Annotated in this window: 11 protein-coding genes and 2 tRNA genes; 8 read left to right on the top strand and 5 right to left on the bottom strand. The window is 62.8% G+C overall.

The window, feature by feature from the left end:
* Positions 1–42 precede the first annotated feature (42 nt).
* The 5 genes from ABNT42_RS00290 (at position 43) to ABNT42_RS00270 (ending at position 8,685) form a co-directional block, all read left to right on the top strand.
* Positions 43–1,455, top strand: a complete 1,413-nt coding sequence (locus tag ABNT42_RS00290; protein ID WP_348692475.1) for a hypothetical protein — start codon at positions 43–45, stop codon at positions 1,453–1,455.
* 145 nt (positions 1,456–1,600) lie between these two features.
* A complete protein-coding gene (locus ABNT42_RS00285) occupies positions 1,601–4,417 on the top strand; it encodes an EAL domain-containing protein (protein ID WP_348692472.1) in 2,817 nt (938 codons plus the stop codon).
* A 194-nt stretch (positions 4,418–4,611) separates the two neighbouring features.
* Positions 4,612–5,175: an alkyl hydroperoxide reductase subunit C gene (ahpC, locus tag ABNT42_RS00280; RefSeq protein WP_155435771.1), complete on the top strand. Its 564-nt coding sequence runs from the start codon at positions 4,612–4,614 to the stop codon at positions 5,173–5,175.
* A gap of 94 nt (positions 5,176–5,269) precedes the next feature.
* Positions 5,270–6,859: an alkyl hydroperoxide reductase subunit F gene (ahpF, locus tag ABNT42_RS00275; protein WP_348692469.1), complete on the top strand. Its 1,590-nt coding sequence runs from the start codon at positions 5,270–5,272 to the stop codon at positions 6,857–6,859.
* Between the two features lie 146 nt (positions 6,860–7,005).
* Entirely contained in the window at positions 7,006–8,685 is a 1,680-nt protein-coding gene (locus tag ABNT42_RS00270; RefSeq protein WP_348692466.1) for a methyl-accepting chemotaxis protein, read from the top strand.
* A gap of 24 nt (positions 8,686–8,709) precedes the next feature.
* On the opposite strand, the gene ABNT42_RS00265 is transcribed toward ABNT42_RS00270, so the two are convergent.
* From ABNT42_RS00265 to ABNT42_RS00245, 5 genes are all read right to left on the bottom strand, one after another.
* Entirely contained in the window at positions 8,710–9,837 is a 1,128-nt protein-coding gene (locus ABNT42_RS00265) for an AI-2E family transporter (protein ID WP_348692464.1), read from the bottom strand.
* Positions 9,834–10,316, bottom strand: coding sequence for a cyclic nucleotide-binding domain-containing protein (locus ABNT42_RS00260; RefSeq protein ID WP_348692461.1), 483 nt, complete (start codon positions 10,314–10,316; stop codon positions 9,834–9,836). Before ABNT42_RS00260 ends, ABNT42_RS00265 begins: the two co-directional genes overlap by 4 nt.
* Positions 10,317–10,497: 181 nt before the next feature.
* A tRNA-Asp gene (locus ABNT42_RS00255) sits at positions 10,498–10,574 on the bottom strand.
* Positions 10,575–10,597: 23 nt separating this feature from the next.
* Positions 10,598–10,673 (bottom strand) — tRNA-Val (locus ABNT42_RS00250).
* A gap of 142 nt (positions 10,674–10,815) precedes the next feature.
* Positions 10,816–11,634 (bottom strand): transporter substrate-binding domain-containing protein, encoded by an 819-nt coding sequence (locus ABNT42_RS00245; RefSeq protein WP_348692459.1) that lies wholly within the window; start codon positions 11,632–11,634, stop codon positions 10,816–10,818.
* 144 nt (positions 11,635–11,778) lie between these two features.
* On the opposite strand from ABNT42_RS00245, the gene dinB reads away from it, so the two are divergent.
* From dinB to ABNT42_RS00230, 3 genes are all read left to right on the top strand, one after another.
* Positions 11,779–12,930 carry a DNA polymerase IV gene (dinB, locus tag ABNT42_RS00240; protein WP_348692456.1) on the top strand — a complete coding sequence of 384 codons (1,152 nt, stop codon included), beginning with the start codon at positions 11,779–11,781 and terminating at the stop codon, positions 12,928–12,930.
* 69 nt (positions 12,931–12,999) lie between these two features.
* The gene (locus tag ABNT42_RS00235) at positions 13,000–13,896 is read left to right on the top strand and encodes a recombination-associated protein RdgC (protein WP_348692453.1); all 897 of its coding nucleotides are present in this window, start codon (positions 13,000–13,002) and stop codon (positions 13,894–13,896) included.
* Between the two features lie 177 nt (positions 13,897–14,073).
* Positions 14,074–21,750, top strand: a complete 7,677-nt coding sequence (locus tag ABNT42_RS00230; protein ID WP_348692451.1) for a hypothetical protein — start codon at positions 14,074–14,076, stop codon at positions 21,748–21,750.
* Positions 21,751–21,784: the final 34 nt, after the last annotated feature.

The raw sequence follows: 21,784 nt of genomic DNA, 5'->3' as shown, positions 1-21,784 counted from the left end.
CGTGGCCTCGATTGCATCCCACCTTCTGCGAACTGGAAGATCATGAAAAAATTCTGTAAAACCTATCTGCTGCTGCCTTTGCTAGGCGTGCTGGCAGCTTGCGGCGGCGGTGGCGGCGGTTCCTCCACGCCTGCGCCAGCCACGCTGAAATCGATCGCCGTGACGGCGCCGAGCAGCACCATGCCGGTCGGCACCACCATGCAGCTGACGGCCACCGGCACCTATTCCGATAACAGCACCAAGGTGCTCAACACGGCTACCGGTCTGGTCTGGGCTTTCAAAGGCACGGGCGCTGTGGCCAGCATCTTCTCCAGCGGCAGCGTAACGGCCAAGGCGGTGGGCTCCGATACCTTCACGGCGACGCAGGACGGCATCACCGGCAGTATCAATCTGAGCGTGATCGCACCCTGGGCCAACGTGGTGGCAGGCGGCTATCAGACGCTGGCGCGCAAGGCTGACGGCAGCCTGTACGCATGGGGTTCCAACATCCGTGGCCAGCTCGGTGACAGCACCACCATCGACCGCAATGCACCGGTACAGGTGAGTGGCGGTAGCCTGCTGTGGAAGCAGATCGCTGTGGGCGAACAGTTCGTGGTGGCGCTGCGCAGCGACGGCACCATCTGGTCGTGGGGCTTCAACCAGAATGGCCGTCTGGGCGATGGCACCACCGTCGATCACGCGATCCCTACCAAAATCGGCAAGGATACCGACTGGGCCTACGTGGCAGCCGGTAAAGGCCATGCCTTCGCTATCAAGACTACCGGCGTGATGTACGCATGGGGCCGTAACTTCAATGGCCAGCTGGGTGATGGCACCACCATCGACCGTCTGGTACCGACCAAGCTGACTTCGCCTACCACGGGCGGCTGGCTGGCCGTCAGCGCCGGTGATACCCATACGCTGGCCATCACCAAGGACACGCTCAATCTGTATGGCTGGGGCGGCAACGCCAATGGTCAGGTGGGCAATGGCGGTCAGGTCGATGTGACGGCGCCAGCCAAGATCGGTTCGTCCACCTGGGCTTCGGTCTCGGCCGGTGGCAGCCATTCGCTGGCCGTGCGCGCCGACGGTTCCATGTACGGCTGGGGCTATAACCTGAGCGGTCAGGTGGGTAACAATGGCTCGGCCAGCGTGAATGCGCCGGTACAGATATCCACCGCCACCAACTGGGCCATGGTATCGGCCGGGGCTGCGCACAGCATGGCAGTCACCCGTGAAGGCCAGCTGTGGGGCTGGGGCAGCAATGCCGAAAGCCAGCTGGGTAACGGTGGTCCGGATATTTCTGCACCAGCGCAGATCGGCACTGCCAGCAACTGGATTTCTGTGACGGCCGGCAATGCCCATACTTTTGGTCTGCGCTCGGATAACACCTTGTGGGGCTGGGGCCGGAATGTCGAAGGTCAACTTGGTAAAGGTGATAATACGCAAGCACCAGTGCCTGTAAGCATCCCTTAATCAGGTAGAACAGCGCCTTGCGCGAGGGACGGCCCAGCTTATGCTGCGCCGTCCCTTAGTTTTTGCAGGATTAGCTTGCCGAATGGCATTAAGGCGGGCGGAACCGGCTACAATCTGGTTTCCATTGCTGCCGATAGGATAATTCGTGCCCCTAGCCACTTCCGCCTTTTTTGCCAGCATGGCCGCGCGTCTGATGCGGCGCAGTTTGCTGACATTGCTGGCGCTGCTGCTGGGTACAAGCGTGCTGCTGCCGGCACAGGCACTGGAGCAGGTGACGCTGCAACTCAAGCACCACCACCAGTTCCAGTTTGCCGGTTATTACGCTGCAGTGGAGCAGGGTTATTACCGCGAAGCAGGGCTGGATGTCCGCATACTCGAAGGGGCCGATGGTAACGAGCCTGAGCGCAATGTGGAAGCGGGCAAGGCGCAGTATGGCACGGGCGCCAGCAGCCTGCTGCTGGCCCGCGCTGCTGGCAAGCCGGTGGTCGTACTGGGGGTAATCTTCCAGCATTCGCCGTATGCGCTGGCCATGCGCCAGACCAGCAGCGAACCGGACCTGCGCCGCATCATCGGCAAGCGCGCCATGATAGGCACGCTCACGGACGAACTGGGCAACTCCGATGAACTGCTGGCCTATCTGGTCAAGGAGGGCATACCGCCCAATAGTTTCCAGCGCGTCGAGCATAGCTATAACGTCAATGACCTGATCAACGGCAAAGTTCAGGCCATGGCCATCTACACCACCAACGAGCCGGATCTGTTCGACCGGCGCGGTTTCCCTTACGAGATCTATAGCCCCCGTTCGGTCGGGATCGATTTTTACGGTGATAATCTGTTCACCAGCGAAAAGGAAATCGCTGACCATCCGGCCCGCGTACGGGCCTTCCGTGAAGCCAGCATGCGCGGCTGGCAGTGGGCCATGAGCCATCCGGAAGAAATGGTGGAACTGATCCTCAAGTACTATGCGCGCGGCGGCGACCGCCAGCATCTGCTGTACGAAGCGCGCCAGATGGTGCCGCTGGTGCAGCCTGTGCTGGTGGAAATCGGCTATATGAATCCGGAGCGCTGGCGCCATATCGCCGATGTGTATGCCGGTCTGGGCATATTGCCCAAGCAGATCAGTCTGGATGGTTTCCTGTACAACGTCGATAGCAGTGCTAGCCGGCTGCGCTGGCTGTACCGCGCGCTGGCCGCAGTGGCCGTACTGCTGCTGATAGGCGCGGTGATCCACTACAGCATGCTGACGCGCGAGCGGCGCCGGGCCAGTGCGGAAATCCGCGCCGGCGAGCAGCGTTTCCGCACCATGTTCGAAGCGTCGCCGCTGGGCATCGCGCTGATCGATTCGGTGACCTATGAATACCGCGACATCAATCCCCGCTATCAGGAAATTCTCGGCCGGTCGCAGGATGTGCTGCGCAATATGCGCTGGCTCGATTCCGGCCATCCGGACGATGTGGCGCAGGTGAAGGCCCAGATGGCACGGCTGATGGCACATGAAATCAGCAATTTCAAAGTGAGCAACCGGATCTTCCGCTCCGACGGCGAAATGGTCTGGATCGCCGTCTCCGTAACCGCCATCGAAACGCCGCCCGATAGCCATGCCCTGCATCTGTGCATGATCGAGGATGTGACCGACAAGAAGCAGACGGAACAGCTGATCTGGCAACAGGCCAATTTCGACCCGCTCACCCAGCTGCCCAACCGCCGCATGTTCCTCGACCGGCTGGCGCTGGATCTGCTGAAAAGCCAGCGCAGCCGCAGCCGCATCGCCATCCTGTTCATCGATCTCGATCACTTCAAGGAAGTCAACGACACGCTGGGCCATCATCAGGGCGATGTGCTGCTGATCGATGCGGCGCGCCGCATCAGCGATTGCGTGCGCAAATCCGATACGGTGGCGCGGCTGGGCGGCGACGAATTCACCGTGATCCTGTCGGAACTCGATAGCACCGAACGGGTGGAAGCCATCGCCCAGAACATCATCGACCGCATGTGCCAGCCGTTTGCGCTGGGGCAGGAGCAAGCCTTTATTTCGGCCAGTATCGGCATTACGCTGTATCCCGACGATGCCGACGATATCGACGATCTGCTCAAGCACGCCGATCAGGCCATGTATGCGGCCAAGGGCGCCGGACGCAACCGCTATAGCTATTTCACGCCAGCGCTGCAGGTGGAAGCGCTGACGCGCATGCGCCTGACCAATGATTTGCGCAATGCCGTCAAAGGTGGCCAGCTGGAGCTGTATTTCCAGCCCATCGTGCACCTGAAAACGGGGCGTATCCACAAGGCCGAAGCGCTGATCCGCTGGCGCCACCCCACGCGCGGGCTGGTCAGCCCGATGGACTTCATTCCCCTGGCCGAAGCGAGCGGGCTGATTTTCGATATCGGCATGTGGGTATTCAGCGAATCGGCGCGCTGGGTACAGCGCTGGCGTAGCGAGCACCATCCGGACTTCCAGATCAGCGTCAACCAGTCGCCGCTGGAATTCCAGCGTGACGATGGCAGTTATCTGGAATGGCAGCGCCAGATGCAAAGCCTGACCCTGTCCGGTCAGGCACTGGTGGTGGAAATCACGGAAGGCATGCTGCTCGACGCTAACAGCACGGTGGCCAGCAAGCTGCTGCAATTGCGCGATGCCGGCATACAGGTGGCGCTGGACGACTTCGGCACCGGTTATTCCTCGCTGTCCTATCTGAAGAAATTCGACATTGATTACCTCAAGATCGACCAATCCTTTACCCGCAATCTGGCGCCCGATTCCAGCGACATGGCGCTATCGGACGCGATTATCGTGATGGCCCACAAACTGGGCCTGCGCGTGATCGCAGAAGGGGTGGAAACGGAACAGCAGCGTGCTCTGCTGGCCGAAGCGGGCTGCGACTACGGGCAGGGCTATCTGTTCTCGCGCCCCATCCCGGCCGCGGAATTCGATACCATGCTGCGCCTGCAGCGCCTGGCCTGAATCGGATCTGTCCCGTCTGATCCGCCCCGTAGCGGGCGTCATGCAGTTGTCGCTTGAAACAGTGATAATGGCTATCCGCTATGACGGCTTGATAGCTAAAACAAATTGATTGTATTGGAACAATCAATTTTCCTAATAGCCGGAAAACCCGTACACTGGCGTCTCAATGATTCACAACCCAAGAGGAAACCACCATGTCTCTGATTAATACCCAAATCAAACCATTCAAAGCAACCGCCTACGTCAACGGCAAATTCATCGACGTTAGCGATGAATCCCTGAAAGGCAAATGGTCGGTTCTGATGTTCTACCCAGCCGACTTCACCTTCGTCTGCCCAACCGAACTGGAAGATCTGGCGGATCACCAGCCTGAATTCGCCAAGCTGGGCGTGGACGTGTACGGCGTTTCGACCGACACCCACTTCGCCCACAAAGCCTGGCACGACACCTCGGACGCGATCAAGAAAGTGAACTACCCACTGATCGGCGACCCAACCGGTACCCTGTCGCGCAACTTCGAAGTGATGATCGAAGAAGAAGGCCTGGCACTGCGCGGTACCTTCGTGATCAACCCAGAAGGCCAGATCAAAGTGATGGAAGTGCACGACAACGGCATCGGCCGCGACGCTTCCGAACTGCTGCGTAAAGTCAAAGCCGCCCTGTACGTGGCTTCCCACCCAGGCGAAGTTTGCCCAGCTAAATGGACCGAAGGCGCTGCGACGCTGACCCCATCGCTGGACCTGGTCGGCAAGATCTAAGTCTTGAAGACTGCAGCACCATTACAGTAATACCGCGATGCCGGTCCGGGCGTCCGGCCCGGCATACGCCTAAATATTTGTAAGGAAAAGAATCATGTTAGATGCATCGCTCAAAACCCAGTTGAAAGCCTACCTCGAAAAAGTCGTGCAACCGATCGAACTGGTCGCCGCGCTCGATAGCAGCGCCAAGGCGCAAGAGATGGAAGCACTGCTGCAGGACATCGTCTCGCTGAGCGACAAGATTACGCTGGTCAAGCGTGCCGATCCCGGCGTGCGCCTGCCTTCGTTCAGCATCAACCGTGCTGGCAGCGATATCGGCGTACGTTTCGCCGGCGTGCCCATGGGCCATGAATTTACTTCGCTGGTACTGGCCCTGCTGCAGGTAGGCGGCCACACCATCAAATTTGACGACGCCGTGATCGAGCAGATCCGCAACCTCGACGGCGATTACGAATTCGAAACCTTCATCTCGCTGAGCTGCCACAACTGCCCTGAAGTGGTGCAGGCCCTCAATGCGATGGCGGTGATTAATCCACGCATCAAAGTGACCACCATCGACGGCGGCGTGTTCCCGCAGGAAGTGGAAGCACGCCAGATCATGGCCGTGCCCATGATGTTCCTGAACGGCGAGCATTTCGGTCAGGGCCGTAGCAGCGTGGAAGAGATTCTGGCCAAGCTGGACACCAATGCCGGTGCCCGTCAGGCCGCAGAAATGAACAAGAAAGAGGTGTTCGATGTGCTGATCGTGGGCGGTGGCCCGGCCGGTGCCGCCGCCGCCGTGTACGCTGCCCGTAAAGGCATCCGTACCGGTGTGGTGGCGGAACGCTTCGGTGGTCAGGTACTGGACACGCTGGCGATCGAAAACTTCATTTCCGTGAAAGAGACGGAAGGGCCGAAGTTTGCCGTGGCACTGGAACAGCACGTCAAGGAATACGCCGTCGACATCATGAATACCCAGCGCGCCGCCAAACTGGTGCCCGGTAAACTGATCGAGGTGCAGACGGCCAGCGGCGCCACGCTGAAAGCCAAGTCGGTGATACTGGCCACCGGTGCACGCTGGCGCGAAATCAACGTGCCGGGCGAGAAGGAATACCGCAACCACGGTGTGGCCTACTGCCCGCACTGCGATGGCCCCCTGTTCAAGGGCAAGCGCGTGGCCGTGATCGGTGGTGGTAACTCGGGTGTGGAAGCGGCCATCGATCTGGCCGGTCTGGTCCAGCACGTAACGCTGATCGAGTTCGGTGCCGAACTGCGGGCTGACGCGGTACTGCAGCGCAAGCTGCGCAGCCTGCCGAACGTGACCGTGATCGTCTCGGCGCAGACCACGGAAATCCATGGCGACGGCAAGATCGTGAATGGCCTCAGCTACAACGACCGGGTGTCGGGCGAGGCCAAGCGTATCGATCTGGAAGGGGTGTTCGTGCAGATCGGCCTGGTGCCGAATACGGAATGGCTGAAAGGCACGGTTGCCCTGTCGCGTCACGGCGAAATCGAAATCGATAGCCGTGGCCAGACTTCCGTACCGGGTGTGTTTGCCGCCGGCGACGTGACCACCGTGCCGTACAAGCAGATCATTATCGCCACCGGCGAAGGTGCCAAAGCCGCCCTGTCGGCCTTCGACCACCTGATCCGCGCCGATGACGACAGCGCTGCCGCACCGGTAGCACAGGCGGTTGCTGCCTAAGTCCGGCCATCAGCATTCACGTAAAGGGGCGCCATGTGCGCCCCTTTTGTTTGCCTGTTGTTGGCTTGATCTAACAAAAATCTTGCGTTGGAGTACAGAATTACGTGACACTGTAAGCGTCTCATTTTTTATTGGATCATCATCAAATGAATTTGAGTAATCTTGGCATCCGTGCCCGCATCACTGGCGGTCTGGCGTTGATTCTGTTGCTGTCCGTGCTTAGTACCGCGTATTCCCTGTACCGTAACGTCGTCACGAAATATGAGGCTGGTCAGGTCAGTACTTCCTGGGTGCCCGCGATTGAAAACCTCGGCCACATGAAAGGCCACCTCGCGGAGCATTATTTTGCCGTCAGCGAGCGCATGGCAGGTCAGGATGCATCGAGTCCTGCCGAATTTGCACGCCGGCTGGCTGATATCGAAGCGGCGCTGGTTAAAACCACGGACGTCTATGCCAAGACGATAGATGATTACCTGCCCGATGATCCGCAAGGGCCCATCGAGCGCGCCATGTACAAGGATTATCAGGCCAAGCGCGATGCCTATTTCGCCATGGCGCGGCAAGGATTGAAGGGGCTGGAGGCGGAAGCGGGGGCTTCCAGCGAAACCGTGCAGAATTACATCGCCAATGGTCCGGCACGGTTCCGCGCAGCCTATGGCGAAATGGAAAAGATCCTCAAGTTTAATCTGGACGGCACGGCCAAGTCGGCCGACAAGGTGCTGGATTTTGTGAGCGCCACCGAGCGTGCCACCATCGCTGTTCTGATCGGCATTATTGTGATCGGCCTGCTGCTGATCATGCGGGTTCCCAACAGTGTGATCGCACCGGTGGAACAAGCGGTGGAGATGGCGCAAAGCATTGCCGACGGTGATCTGACGCGGGCGGTGCACGTGCAGCGCACCGATGAACTCGGCCATCTGCTCAACAATCTGGAAGGGATGCGGGTGAAACTGGCCGGTGTGGTGGCGCATGTGCGCAGCGGTTCGGAAGGGGTGGCTACGGCCAGCGCCGAGATTGCGCAAGGCAACCACGACCTGTCCTCGCGCACGGAACAGCAGGCCGGTGTGCTGGAAGAGACGGCTGCCAGTATGGAACAGTTAAGTGCGACCGTGAAACAGAACGCCGAGTCGGCACGTCAGGCCAACCAGCTGGCAGCCAGTGCTTCGGCCGTGGCGATACAGGGCGGCGAAGTGGTGGGTGAAGTGGTGGAGACGATGAAAGGCATCAATGAGTCGAGCCGCCGGATCAGCGACATCATCAGCGTGATTGACGGCATCGCCTTCCAGACCAATATTCTGGCGCTGAACGCGGCCGTGGAAGCGGCCCGTGCCGGCGAACAGGGACGGGGTTTTGCCGTGGTTGCCAGCGAAGTGCGCAGTCTGGCTGCGCGCAGTGCCGAGGCGGCGCGCGAAATCAAACACCTGATCAATGCCAGCGTGGAGCGGGTGGAAAGCGGTACTGCGCTGGTCGACAAGGCCGGTACTACCATGACGGAAACCGTGGCCAGTATTCAGCGGGTGACGGCCATCATGGGCGAGATCAGCAATGCCAGCTCGGAACAGGCGCAAGGTGTGGCGCAGGTCGGTGAAGCAGTGACCAGCATGGACGAGGTGACGCAGCAGAATGCGGCCCTGGTGGAAGAAATGGCCGCTGCAGCCAGTACCCTGAAGGATCAGGCCTACGATCTGGTGCAGGTAGTCGCCACCTTCCGGCTGGACGAGCGTGACGCCCGCCAGCAAGCTGCGCCGACCTTGGCTGCAGCGCCGGCCCGGGTCGCGCTGGCGCGTCCGGCCAGCAAGCAATCGGAAGAATGGGAAACTTTCTGACGCGAGACCGCAGCCGCCAGTGGCTTAGCTGACCAGATCGGCACTGGCCTGGCGGGTACGCAGGTGGATGGCGTTGCGGTGGCGTGCACGCAGGCGGGGGTCGGTAATCAGGCGGCCCAGCGTTTCGCCCACCACCATCACCACGCCTAGCAGGGGCAGCACCAGCATCAGGCCGGCCACGCCGGCCACCGAGCCGCCGATAAAGATCATCAGCACCGTGATCAACGGGTGGATGTGCAGGCTGCGCCCCAGCGTTAGCGGCATGAAGACGAAATCATCCAGCAGGCGTACGGCGATGAAGACGCCGATCGCCATGTAGGCCATGGCCGGATCGGCCGGCGCATCGGTCGACGCCACCATCACCACCAGCATGCAGCCGACGATGGAGCCCACATACGGCACCCATGCCAGCATGGCGGCGATCAGGCCCAGTACCAGCGGCGAAGATACGCCGATGGCCCACAGCCCCAGCGCCAGTACGATGGTATCGAGCACCGTCAGTTTTATCAGGCCCTGAAAATAGCGGTGCGCCGTCTGGTCCACTTCATGCAGCAGATACAGGGCCCGTTCGAAGAAGGCATTCGGCACTGCGCGCGCCAGAAACTTCTTGAAGCGCGAACCGTCGCGCAGGAAGAAGAAGGCGAGGAAGGGCGCCAGCAGCAACGACGGCAGCCAGCCCGCCACCGATACCAGGATCTCGGTCAGATGCTGCTGGATGAAGGTGCTGGTGAAGCTGCTCATGCGTGCGTTGACGGTGCGCGCCAGTTTCATCTGTTTGAGAATGGGGAACTGGCGTTCCAGCGAGGCCATGGTGTGACGGATGAAATCCAGCCCGCCGCTCAGATATTTGCCCAGCATGGTTTGCCACGATTCCGACGGCCCTGCTTCCCAGTAGATCGCCACCATGGTGGCCAGCATCAGGACCAGCAGGAATAGGCTGCCGACGATCAGGGTGGCGGCGTTATGGCTGATGCCGAGCCGGATCAGGCGCTGCATGGGTGGCTGCAATATGTAGTACAGCACGATGGCCAGCAAAAAGGGGATGGCCAGAAACAGCATCTGCTGCAGCAGGAATAGCAGCACGCAGGTGGCGGCGATGATGCCGCTCCAGACGATGGGGCCGGCATGCTGCTGGGCGGGCAGACGGGTCATATGGCCTCGATTTGCGGCTTGCCGCTCATCCATTCGCGCAAACGGCTGCCGATGTGGCGTGCCAGTGCCAGCGAAATCTTGTAGCCGATCACGGCATCGGTTTCCATCAGCCCCATGAAGTCGGCGCGGAAGAACACCGCCAGTTCGCAGTTGTCGAGTGCGCGGGTCTGGGCATTCCGGGGCGAGTTATCGAGCAGGGCCAGATCGCCGAAGAAGGCACCCGGGCCCATTTCCGCCACCACTTCCCGCCCCTGCGGGCGCAGCCGGCTGATGATCACGCGGCCGGACATGATCAGATACAGCGCCTGTCCTTCTTCGCCTTCATCGAAAATGATTTCATCGGCCAGATAGCGGCGCTCGTGCAGCAGATCGTCGACGATCTTCAGCTCGAGCGGCGTGAGCGAGGAAAACAGGGCCGAATCTTTCAGCCGTTGCAGGCGCGGCGACAGTTCGGGCGATTTCAGGAAGCCGAATAACAAGGGAACCCCCGAGCTAGGTGTGAAATTGAAAGATGAACAAGATCATAACGCAAACAAGGCCTTAGCTGACGGGTCTGGCTGTCATGGCGTGGCGAGTTTGCAGCGCCGTAGAAGATGATGCTAAGGACACGGCGCAGAAATGAAAAAAGCCTGATGCAAGCATCAGGCTTCTCTCGGAATTTGGCGGAGCGGACGGGACTCGAACCCGCGACCCCCGGCGTGACAGGCCGGTATTCTAACCAACTGAACTACCGCTCCAAATTCGTTCGTCTATGTTTTACTGGTGGGTGCTGAGAGGGTCGAACTCCCGACCTACGCCTTGTAAGGGCGCCGCTCTACCAACTGAGCTAAGCACCCAGAAAACATATCAGCTTGTCGCTACTACTTTGCTACAACTGCTGAACGAGGCCGTATTCTACAGGGCGGCTTTGGCAATCCGCAAGGGTTTTTCCAAATTATTTTAAAAATTATTTGAATAATTTGTGGAAGCGGCATTTTTTCACGGTTCGCGCGGCATGGCGTCGAGGATATCCTGTACGCCGCCCAGAAACATCTGGCGGCTGATCTCTTCACCCAGATAGTGGGCGTTGTAGCGCTGTACGCTGCCATCGCTGATGATGCTGCGCAGGCTGTCGACGTAACGGCGCCGAATGGGCGGGGGCACCTGCTTCGAGATATACAGGCCGACGATGGTGCGCGGCGATTCGGCAAAGAAGCTGGCGCGCATCTGCCCCAGTAATTGGTGCTGGCGCTGGTAGCGCAGGTGGATGGTGGGCGAGGCCAGTGTACCTTCGGCGCGGCCGGCGACGATTTTGCGGAATACGGCCTGATAGTCGTTGACGAATTCCAGCCGGCCTAACTGTTGCAGGCGCTGCATCTGCACCAGCGTGGCGGGCGAGTAGGAGATGCCACGCGGCACATTGAGGCGCGCCTTGCTGTGCTCGACGAATTCGGCCAGCGAGTGGAATTTACCCGCGCTGTCATTGCGCAGCACCAGTTCGAACTGGGTATAGGTGTAGGGCAGCCAGATGCCGTAGCGATCGCGTTCGGGCGTACGCAGCGAGGCGCCCGTCAGTTCCAGCTGGCCGTCGTAGAACTGGGCATACAGGCGGCCATGGGGAAACCAGATCAGTTCGATGGGGCAGCCGGTGCGGCGCTGCAGTTCGCGCAGCAGGTCGACATTGCTGCCGCCGAACTGGCCGTTTTCCTGATAGGCAGTGAAGCCCAGATCGCTAATGCCGGCGCGCGCTGGCGGGCAAGGCTCCGTAGCGGCGGCCGAGGCCGAGGCGCAGGCCAGACAGAACAACACTAGGGTCACAGCACGCAATACCGTCATGATGGGCCAGTTGTCGAATCGTTATCAGCTCAGTGTAGCACCGTCGCGGCAGAATAAAGTTCGACTACTTGCATAGCGCAATGTTTCGTTAGATACTGTATGGATTCACAGTAATTCTGTTTTGCCATGTCCGAAGCCCCGCGCCGCATAGCCCACCTCGATATGGATGCGTTCTACGCATCTGTCGAGCTGTTGCGCTATCCCGAGCTGCGCGGCTTGCCCGTGGTGATCGGCGGCGGGCGCGATGCCCATCCCGTACGCCAGCCGGATGGTAGCTACCGCTTTGCCCGCCTGCGCGACTATGTGGGGCGCGGGGTGATTACCACGGCGACCTATGAAGCACGGGCGCTGGGCGTGGGCTCGGCCATGGGCATGATGAAAGCGGCCAAGCTGGCGCCCGACGCCATCCTGCTGCCCGTGAACTTTGATGCCTACCGGCAGATTTCGCGCCAGTTCAAGGCGGCCGTGGCCAGCATCGCGCCCGATTATGAAGACCGCGGCATCGATGAGATCTATATCGATCTGACCCATGTGGAGGGGGAAAGCCGCGAACTGGCCCTGCGCATCAAGCAGGCCGTGCATGCCGCCACGGGGCTGACCTGTTCGATCGGCGTGACACCCAACAAGCTGCTGTCGAAAATCTGCTCCGATCTGGAAAAGCCCAACGGCCTGACCATACTCGGCTATGAGGATATTCCGGCCCGTATCTGGCCGCTGGGCGTGCGCAAGATCAATGGCATCGGCCCCAAGGCCACTGACAAGCTGGCGGCGCTGGGCATCGACACCATAGGTCAGCTGGCGGCGGCCGATGCCGGCCTGCTGCAGGACCATTTCGGTGGCCACTACGCGGCGTGGCTGGCAGCGGCAGCACGCGGCATTGACCAGCGCGCCGTGGCCACCCGCACGGAAAGCAAATCGATCAGCCGCGAAACCACGTTCGAGCGCGATCTGCATGCCCGGCAGGATCGCGCCGTGCTGTCCGGCGTGCTGACGGCGCTATGCGAGCGGCTGGCCGAGGATTTAAAACGCAAGGGCTATGTCAGCCGTACCATCAGCGTCAAACTGCGCTACGACGATTTCCAGATCGTCAGCCGCAACCTGACCCTGCCCCAGCCCGTGGTGGATGGCGCTGCCATCCTGCACGCGGCGCGCGAATGTCTGAAACGGGTGCCGCTACAGCGCCGGCTGCGCCTGCTGGGAGTGCGCGCCAGCACGCTGGAGCCGCCCGGTGCAGCGACGTTGTTGCGCGTTCCCACTCAGGGCGAATTGTTCGCCTAGAACGGTGCGGCGCCGCCGTCACCGTGTAAAATGGCGCTCCCCTGGCATTACTGAAACAAGGCTCAACACATGTGGTTCAAGAATCTACAGATCTATCGTCTGCCGGCCCCTTGGGCCTTTACTCCGGAACAACTGGAAGAGGCGCTGGCGCCCCATTCCTTCACGCCTGCCAGCAGTAACGAACTGCTGCGTCAGGGCTGGGATCGCCCCCGTCCGAACGGCGGTCTGGTGCACGTAGTCAATAAGCAGATGCTGATCCTGCTGGGCACGGAAAAGAAGCTGTTGCCGAATACCGTGATCAATCAGGTGGCCAAGACCCGTGCGGCCGAGCTGGAAGAAGCCCAGGGCTTCGCTCCCGGCAAGAAAGCCATGAAGGAACTCAAGGAACGGGTGGCTGATGAGCTGCTGCCACGCGCATTCTCGATCCGCAGCAATGTCTGGACCTGGATCGATCCCGTGAATGGCTGGCTGGTGGTGGATGCGGCCAGTCCTGCCAAAGCAGACGAAGTGATCAAATTGCTGCTCAAGGCCGTCGATAAATTGCCGTTAGAGAGTTTACGGGTACAGCGTTCGCCAGTGGGCGTGATGACGGAATGGCTGCAGGCTGACGATGCGCCGGCCGGCTTCACGGTGGATATGGATACCGAACTGCGCGCCACGGGCGAAAGCAAGGCGGCGGTGCGCTATGTGCGCCATACGCTGGAACCGGAAGAAATCCGCCGCCACATTGCGGCGGGCAAGCAGTGCACGCGTCTGGCCATGACGTGGGATAGCAAGATTTCCTTCGTGCTCACCGAATCGCTGGCCATCAAGGCCGTGAAAGCGCTGGATGTGATCAGCGAGAAGGAATCGAGCACCAAGAACGATGAAGAGCGCTTCGATGGCGACTTCATGCTGATGACGGGTGAACTGGCCAAGCTGATGGCCGACGTGGTGGAAGCGCTGGGCGGCGAAGCCAAGGCCTGAGTTGCCGACGCTGCGCCGGCAGCTTTGCTCCCGCTTGAGTAGTTTGACAAGAATGCCGCAAAATCATTGATTTTGCGGCATTTTTACGCTGTATTTCGACGAAAATATCGCAGTTTCCGCGAGGAAATTGTGGCTTTTTCTGATATATTAAGAGACGTTGCCAATCTAGGAACTAGCATGCCCTCGTCCGTCCCCTCCCTGACTACTTTGCAGATCGTCGGCCTGACGACGGCGCAGGTAGCGGCGTGGACGACGGAAGATATCCAGGCGCTCAGCACGGCCCAGACTCAGGTCCTGCGTACCCAGCAGATGGCCGCGCTCAGCACCTTGCAGCTGAGCTACCTCGATCCCCTCAATGTGGCGGTCATCAGCACGCAGGATATTGCCGCGATTGCCCCCGCCAGACTGGATGCCGTAGGCGTCGCGAATAGCGATTTTCTGGCCGCCCTGACCAGCCGCCAGATCGTGGCGCTGACCACAGCCCAGAGTGCTGCGCTCAGTAGCGCTGCGTTCCGCACACTGGCCACGCAAGCCATCGCTGGCTTCGAAACGGCCGACTTTGCCGCGCTGGCGACAGCCAGCATCGCCAGCCTGTCTACCGATCAGGTAGCGCTGCTGGCAACCGGCCAGCTGGCCGCACTTTCTACCCGCCAGCTGGCTGCGCTGACGGCCGGTGCGCTGGCTGCCATCGGCACGCGCGGGGTGGCGGCACTGAGTACTGCCGACATTGTGGCGCTGAGCACGGCACAGCTGACGGAACTGAGTAGCGCGCAAGTGACGGCGCTCTCCACCCTGCAGGCTGCACAGCTGGGCAGCAACCAGCTGGCGGCGCTGTCTACCAGCCAGCTGACGGGGCTGGAAGGGGCCGATCTGGCCGTGCTGCGCACGGCCAGTCTGAATGCGCTGAACAGCCAGCAGGTCGCTGCACTGGGCAGTACCCAGTTGCAGGCGCTGACCACGGCACAATTTGCCAGCCTGCGCAGCGCCCAGCTGCTGGCACTGAATACCGACTATCTGGCGCTGCTGTCGACCCAGGATATTGCTGCGCTGAGCGGGGCCACGCTGAATGCCGTCGGTGCTAGCCAGAGCAGCTTCATGGCTGCACTGGCGAGTCAGCAAATCGCTGCCCTGACCACGGCGCAGGTGGCAGCGCTGGGCACGGATGCCTATACGGCGCTGGGCAGCGCCGCCATAACGCGCTTGAACACAGCCCAGTTTGCGGCACTGGGCACGCAGAATATTGCAGTACTGTCGACCGAGCAGGCTGCGCTGCTGAACACAGCGCAATTGCAGGCACTGGCTACGCGCCAGCTGGCAGTGCTGGCCAGCGGTGCACTGGCAGCCATCGGCACGCGCGGCATTGGCGCCCTCAGCACGCAGGATATTGTTGCGCTGAGCACCAGCCAGCTGGGCGAACTCAGTAGCGCACAGATCACTGCGCTGAGCACGCAGCAGGCGGCCCAGCTGGGCAGCCATCAGCTGAATGCACTGAGCAGTAGCCAGCTGGCCGGACTGGAAGCGGCGGATCTGGCTGCCGTGCGCACGGCCAGCCTGAATGGGCTCGATACGCGCCAGCTTGCCCTGCTAGGCAGTCATCAATTGGCCGCGTTGACGACGGCCCAGTTCGGCAGCTTGCGCAGTGCCCAGTTGCTGGCGCTGAATACGGCCATGGTGCCGGCGCTGAGCACGCAGGATCTGGCAGCGCTGTCGGCCAGCGTGCTGAATGCCGTGGGCGTGGCCCAGACGGATTTCATGGCGGCGCTGGGCAGCCACCAGATCGCTGCTCTCAGCACCGCCCAGATTGCCGGCCTGAGTACCACCGCGTGGCTGGCATTGCGCAGCAATGCCGTGCAGGCACTGGGCACGGCCAGCGTGGCGGCGCTGAGTACGGCGCAACTGCAGGCTTTGTCCACCGAGCAGATTGCCCTGCTCAGCAACAGCCAGCTGGCCGCGCTGGGTACGCGCCAGTTGCTGGCGCTGCCTAGCGACGATCTGCTGGCGCTGGGCACGCGCGGCGTTGCGGCGCTCAGCACACAGGGTATTGCGGCATTGAACTCGGCTTTGCTGACGGCGCTGACGACGGACCAGCTGGTTGCCCTGACGACGGCGCAGGCCGCCGCTCTGAATAGTGCGCAACTGAACGTACTGACGCTGGACCAGCTGGCGGCCATGGAAGCGCAGGATCTGGCGGTGCTACGTTCGAATGCCATCGTCGGTCTGAATACCGACCAGATGGCGGCGCTCACCAGTAACCAGATCCGCGCCATCAGCACCTCCGCCTTCATCGCCCTGACCAGCCGCCAGCTTAGTGCACTGACCAGCGACACGCTGGCCGCCGTGCCGCTGGCCGATCTGGCCGCTGTCAGTAGTAGTTCGGTGGCGCAACTGGTGCCGGCCGTGCTGGCGCTGCTGGGCAGTGCCCAGCTGGGGGCGCTCAACAGTGCTGCGCTGGCAGCGCTGAGCAGTGCGCAGGTGGCAGCGCTGAGTACCGAGCAGATCCAGGGCTGGAGTGCCAGCCAGTATGCCGTGCTGGGCAGCCGCCAGCTGAGCGGATTGACGACCGACGATTTTGCCGCGCTGACTAACGCGGCCTTGCTGGCGCTAAATACGGCCGCGCTGACGGCCTTGAATTCGGCGCAACTGGCGGCCATCCGTGCCAGCCAGTTCGGCCAGCTGGGAACTGCGCAGATTGCTGCGTTGCGGGCAGCAGCGCTGGCCGGTCTGAGTAGCGATCAGGTAGCAGCGCTGACGCTGGCGCAGGCTGGCGCACTGAGCACAGGACAGCTGGCCGCGCTGAATACGGATCAGATGCAGGCCCTCAGTGGCGCCGATCTGGCGGCCCTGCGCAGCAATGTGCTGGCTGCCCTGAGCACCCAGCAGGCACGGGTGCTGGGCAGCGCCCAGCTGGCCGCACTGGGCACTAGCCAGCTGGGCATCCTCAGCAGCGCGCAACTGAATGCACTGGCCACGGATGCGCTGGCGGGACTGTCCAGCAGTGCCTGGCCGGCGCTGCATACGGCCAGTCTGGCCCAGCTGAATACGGCCAGCATGGCGGCACTCTCGCTGAGCCAGCTGGCCGGTTTCGGCACGCGCCAGATCGCGGTGCTGAGTACGGCTCAGCTGAATGCCCTGAGCAGCGACCAGTTCGCCAGCCTGAATGCCGTCCAGATCGGCACGCTCAGTTCGCAGCAGCTGGCTGGCCTGTCGCTGGCGGAAGTAGCGGCACTGGGCACGGCCACGCTGTCGTCGTTGCGCACGGCGGCGCTGGCGGCGCTGAGTTCGGCTCAGCTGGCGGTGCTGGCCGCGAATAGTGGCAGCAATGCCATCCAGCAGCTCAGCACTGCCCAGATTGCCGTGCTGCGCAGTGCCACGCTGGCCGGACTGACGCCGGACGAAGCGACTGCCCTGACGGCGACCCAGACATCCGTGCTTACCAGCAGCCAGCTGCGCGCCCTCAGCACGCAGGCGATTGCGGCCATCGATCCGCTGGATATTTCCGCGCTGCGTACGGCCGCTGTGGTGGGCCTGAGTACGGGCCAGCTGGCCGCGCTCACTCCGGAACAGCTGGCGGCGCTGACCATGGCCCAGTATCTGTCGCTCAGCACGGCGCAGTTGCAGGCCTTGCCGGCCGACGTGATAGCGGCCTTCACCACGGCCAATATGGCGGCCTTCAGCACCGCCTATATCGCCGCCCTGAGTACCGATGCCTTGCGTGCCATGCCGGCCGCCCAGCTTTCCAGCTTCAGCTCGCGCCAGTTTGCCGTGCTGAGCAGCGAACAGCTGGCGGCGCTGCGCAGCGAGCAGGTGGCGGGTCTGGGCGCTACCCAGCTGGTGGGCCTGAATTCGCGCAATGTGGTCGGCCTGACGCCCGAGGATGTGGGCGCCATCAATGCGCTGGGCTTGCGCGCACTGGGGACTTCGGCACTGGCCGCGCTCAATTCGGACCAGCTGGCGGCGCTCGGTGCCGACCCCATGGGTAACCAGATCGCCGTGCTCAGCACGGGCCAGTTTGCGGTGCTGTCCACGGCGGCGCTGACGGGTTTGACGGTGGAACAGACCATTGCCCTGAGTACGGCGCAGGCGGCTATGTTCAACAGCGCCCAGCTGGCCGCGCTCAGCGTGGACGATATCGCCGCCATGGAAACGGCCGATCTGGCCGCACTGACTACCCGTGCGCTGAGCGGCATGAACACTGCACAGGCCGCAGCACTCGATGCTGCACAGGTAACGGCGCTGGGCAGCGCCCAGGTGGCTTCACTGTCCAGCGATCAGGTGCTGGCGCTCAGCGCGAGTGCACTGACCGGACTGGAAACGGCCGACGTGGCAGCACTTTCCACCGCCGTGATGGCGGCTCTGCCGACGGCCATGTTGCTGCAGCTGAGCGGGGCACAAGTGGCTGCGCTGAGCACACGGCAACTGGCGACGCTGAGCGATGAGCAGTTGAACAGCCTGGACGACAGCCAGTTCGAGCGGCTGGGCTCGGCCCAGCTGGCTGCGTTCGGTTCGCGCCAGATCACCGCACTCACCGTGGCGCATCTGGCGGCGCTGAATGTGGCGGCGCTGGTGGGGCTGAAGACGACGGCGATCGCCGCGCTCAGTTCGGACCAGCTGGCAGTACTGGCAACGGACCCCAACGGCGCCAGCCGGATCGATCTGCTGAGCACCCAGCAGATCGCCTCGCTGAGCACGCTAGCACTGACCGGACTGGGCGCCGAACAGGTGATCGCCCTGAGCACGGCGCAGGCGGCAGCGCTGGGCAGCGCGCAACTGGCGGTGTTCAGCACGGTCGATATCGCCGCGCTGGAGCTGGGCGATCTGGCCGCCATCCGTACGCTGGCCTTGCGCGGCCTGAACGAAGCACAGATGCGCGCCCTCAGCGCGGAACAGCTGGCCGTGCTGGGCAGCCAGCAGATGGCCGCACTCAGCAGCACCCAGCTGGGTGCCCTGTCCGATGAAGCACAGGCGGCGCTGACGAGTGCCCAGCTGGCCGCACTGAGCACGGGTGCCCTGCAGGCGCTGGCCCCGGCCGCGCTGGCGGCGCTGACGCCAAGCCAGCTAGCGGCACTGAATACACGCCAGCTGGCTGTACTTAGCAGCGACCAGTTTGGCGCTTTGCAGCCGCAGCAGGTGGCCAGCTTCAGTTCGCAACAGCTGAGTGCACTGGGCACGCGTCAGATGGTAGGCCTGAGTGCTGCGGCCATTGCTGCGCTGGGCAGTGCCAGTCTGGCGGGATTGACGCCGCTGGCCATGGCGGCGCTGAGCGCCGAGCAGCTGGCCGCACTGGGCGGCGATCTGGCAGCTGGCCAGCTGGCCACGCTGCGTACGGCCCAGCTGGCAGCGCTGAGTACGGCAGCCTTGCCGGGTCTGACCATCGCCCAGCTGAATGCGCTCAGTACGGCGCAGGTGACGGCCTTCAGCAGCCGCCAGCTGATGCTGCTGGACCCGTCCCTGATCGGGGCGATGGAAACAGCCGATCTGGCGGCACTGCGCACCGCGGCCGTGATCGGCCTGACGACGGACCAGATCGGTGCGCTCGATGGCGAGCACATGGCGGCGCTGAATACCGCGCAGATCAGCATATTGAATACGGCGCAAATGGCGGTGCTGGCCAATTATCAGGTAGCGGCGCTGGGCACGGCGCAGGCCGCGGCGCTGGGTTCGCAGCAGCTGGTGCGCATCGCCACCGAAGCACTGATTGCACTCAGCGATGCCGGCATGGCGGCACTGAAAACGGCGGCACTGGCTGGCCTGTCGACCGAGCAGGCCAGCGTGTTGCGCAGCAACCAGCTGGTGGCGCTACGTACCGCCCAGCTGTCCGTCCTGCGTAGCCAGCAGCTGGCCGCACTGGGCAGCGATGTGCTGGCCGCGCTGGGCAGCGGCAGTCTCGCGGCGCTGAATACGGCCGCCATGGCGGGCCTGACAGGCAGCGTGCTGGCCAGTCTGAGTACGGCCCAGCTGGCGGGACTAGGCACGGCGCAGATGGCGACTCTGCGCAGCGGCCAGCTGGCCGCACTGGCCACCAGCCAGATCGCGGCGCTGACCGCACGTCAGGTCGGCGCACTGACGTCGGCACAGATGGCGTATCTGCCTGCCAGCGATATCGCGGCCCTCAATACGGCTGCCATGCTGGCGCTCAGTTCGGGCGCGCTGGCGGGGCTGAGTTCGGCCCAGCTGGGGCAGCTGGGGGCAGATCCTTTCGGTAGCGGCGTGCAGACATTCGGCCTGCTATCGACTGCGCAGGTGGCGGTGCTGCGCACGGCTGCCATGCAGGGACTGACGACGGCCCAGCTGATCGCGCTGAGCACGGCGCAGGCGGCCGCGCTGGGCAGCGCGCAAGTGCAGTCGCTGCAGACCGCCCAGTTGGCAGCGCTGGAAACGGCCGATCTGGCGGCCCTGAAGACGGCGGCCATCGCCGTGCTGAAGACGGCCCAGCTGGCAGCCCTGAATGCGGCGCAGGTGGCGGCGCTGAGCGGCCAGCAGGTGGCCGGCATGAACAGCACCCAGTTGACGGCTCTGACCAGCACCCAGGTGGCGGCGCTGCGCACGGCCGCCGTAGCGGCCATCAACCCGCTGATGCTGAATGCGTCGGGGCGCGATGGCAGTCTGCTGTCGGCCATGAGCAGCGAGCAGCTGCGGGCGCTGACGGGCAGCCAGTTTGCGGCGCTGGGTTCGGCTGCCATGGGGCAGATCCAGACCGATATGATACGGGGCATCGATGCTGCCGATATTGCCCAGCTACGTACCGAAACTTTCCGCGCCCTGCGCAGCGACCAGTTGCTGGCGCTGAATACGGCGCAGGTAGCTGCCATCACGCTGGCGCAGATCAGCGTGATGCAGCCGAATGGCAGCGGTGGCAGCCAGTTCACCACCGAGCAGATGGTGGCGCTGTCGTCCGGCCAGCTGCGCGCGCTCAGTACCGGCATGATTGCCGCACTCAGTGCGCGCGACATGGGTGCCATCGAGACGCGCGATATCGGTGGCTTCACTACCCGCCAGATTACCGTGCTGTCGACCACCCAGCTGGCCGGCTTGCAGACCGCCCAGCTGGCGGCCCTCACTACGGGACAGATGCGGGCGCTGTCCGTTACCCAGTACAACGAACTGAGTGCGGCACAGAAGGCGGCCTTCAGTCCGGCCCAGATTGCCGCGCTGACCTTCATTACGCCGCTGGCGCTGGATCTGGATGGGCAGGGCGTGCAGACGCTGGCTGCCAGCGCCGGCGTGCAGTTCGATCTGGCCGCTAGCGGCCAGCCGCAGGCCACGGGCTGGATTGCGTCCGGTGATGGTTTGCTGGCGCTGGACCGCAACGGCGACGGCGTGATCAACGATGGCAGTGAACTGTTCGGTATGGCCACGCCGCTGGCCGATGGTGGCCGCGCGGCGGACGGTTATGCAGCGCTGGCTACGCTGGATGACAACCATGATGGCCAGATCGATGCGCAGGATGGCGCGTTTGGCGACTTGCGGGTGTGGGTGGATGGGAATAGCGATGGCCGTAGCGCAGCCGGCGAACTGTACGCGCTGGGGCAGCTGCAGATCCGCAGCCTGTCGCTGGCGGCGCAGATTACGGCCACGCTGGATCAGGGTAATCTGATCGCTGCCAGCAGCAGCTATACCAGCACGGATGGCAGCAGTCATGCGCTGGTCGATGTCTGGCTGCAGCAGGGGAATCAGGTGCCGGCGGCGGTTACGCTGAACCTGCAGGCCAGCCGCATGGCGCAGGCGCTGCAGCAGTTTGCCGCCACGGGCGGGCTGACGAGCGGCCATATGGCCACGGCCAGCGCTGCCGACGTGGCGCAGCCAACCTGGCCACAGCCGGCGGACCCAGCGTTGCTGGCTGTACCGCGCCGCTAGCCTTATTACTAGTGCGAGTGCCGGCGCGCTTGCG

Source organism: Duganella fentianensis, from assembly GCF_964031615.1.
In the GTDB taxonomy this organism is placed as follows: Bacteria; Pseudomonadota; Gammaproteobacteria; order Burkholderiales; family Burkholderiaceae_D; genus Rugamonas; species Rugamonas fentianensis_A.
This window is presented reverse-complemented; position numbering and strand designations above follow the sequence as displayed.

What these genes read in the sequence shown, in the direction of transcription:
- ABNT42_RS00290 (WP_348692475.1), top strand. Translation starts at nt 43, where the DNA reads ATGAAAAAATTCTGTAAAACCTATCTGCTGCTGCCTTTGCTAGGCGTG.
- ahpC (WP_155435771.1), top strand. Translation starts at nt 4,612, where the DNA reads ATGTCTCTGATTAATACCCAAATCAAACCATTCAAAGCAACCGCCTAC.
- ahpF (WP_348692469.1), top strand. Translation starts at nt 5,270, where the DNA reads ATGTTAGATGCATCGCTCAAAACCCAGTTGAAAGCCTACCTCGAAAAA.
- ABNT42_RS00270 (WP_348692466.1), top strand. Translation starts at nt 7,006, where the DNA reads ATGAATTTGAGTAATCTTGGCATCCGTGCCCGCATCACTGGCGGTCTG.
- ABNT42_RS00265 (WP_348692464.1), bottom strand. Translation starts at nt 9,837, where the DNA reads ATGACCCGTCTGCCCGCCCAGCAGCATGCCGGCCCCATCGTCTGGAGC.
- dinB (WP_348692456.1), top strand. Translation starts at nt 11,779, where the DNA reads ATGTCCGAAGCCCCGCGCCGCATAGCCCACCTCGATATGGATGCGTTC.
- ABNT42_RS00235 (WP_348692453.1), top strand. Translation starts at nt 13,000, where the DNA reads ATGTGGTTCAAGAATCTACAGATCTATCGTCTGCCGGCCCCTTGGGCC.
- ABNT42_RS00230 (WP_348692451.1), top strand. Translation starts at nt 14,074, where the DNA reads ATGCCCTCGTCCGTCCCCTCCCTGACTACTTTGCAGATCGTCGGCCTG.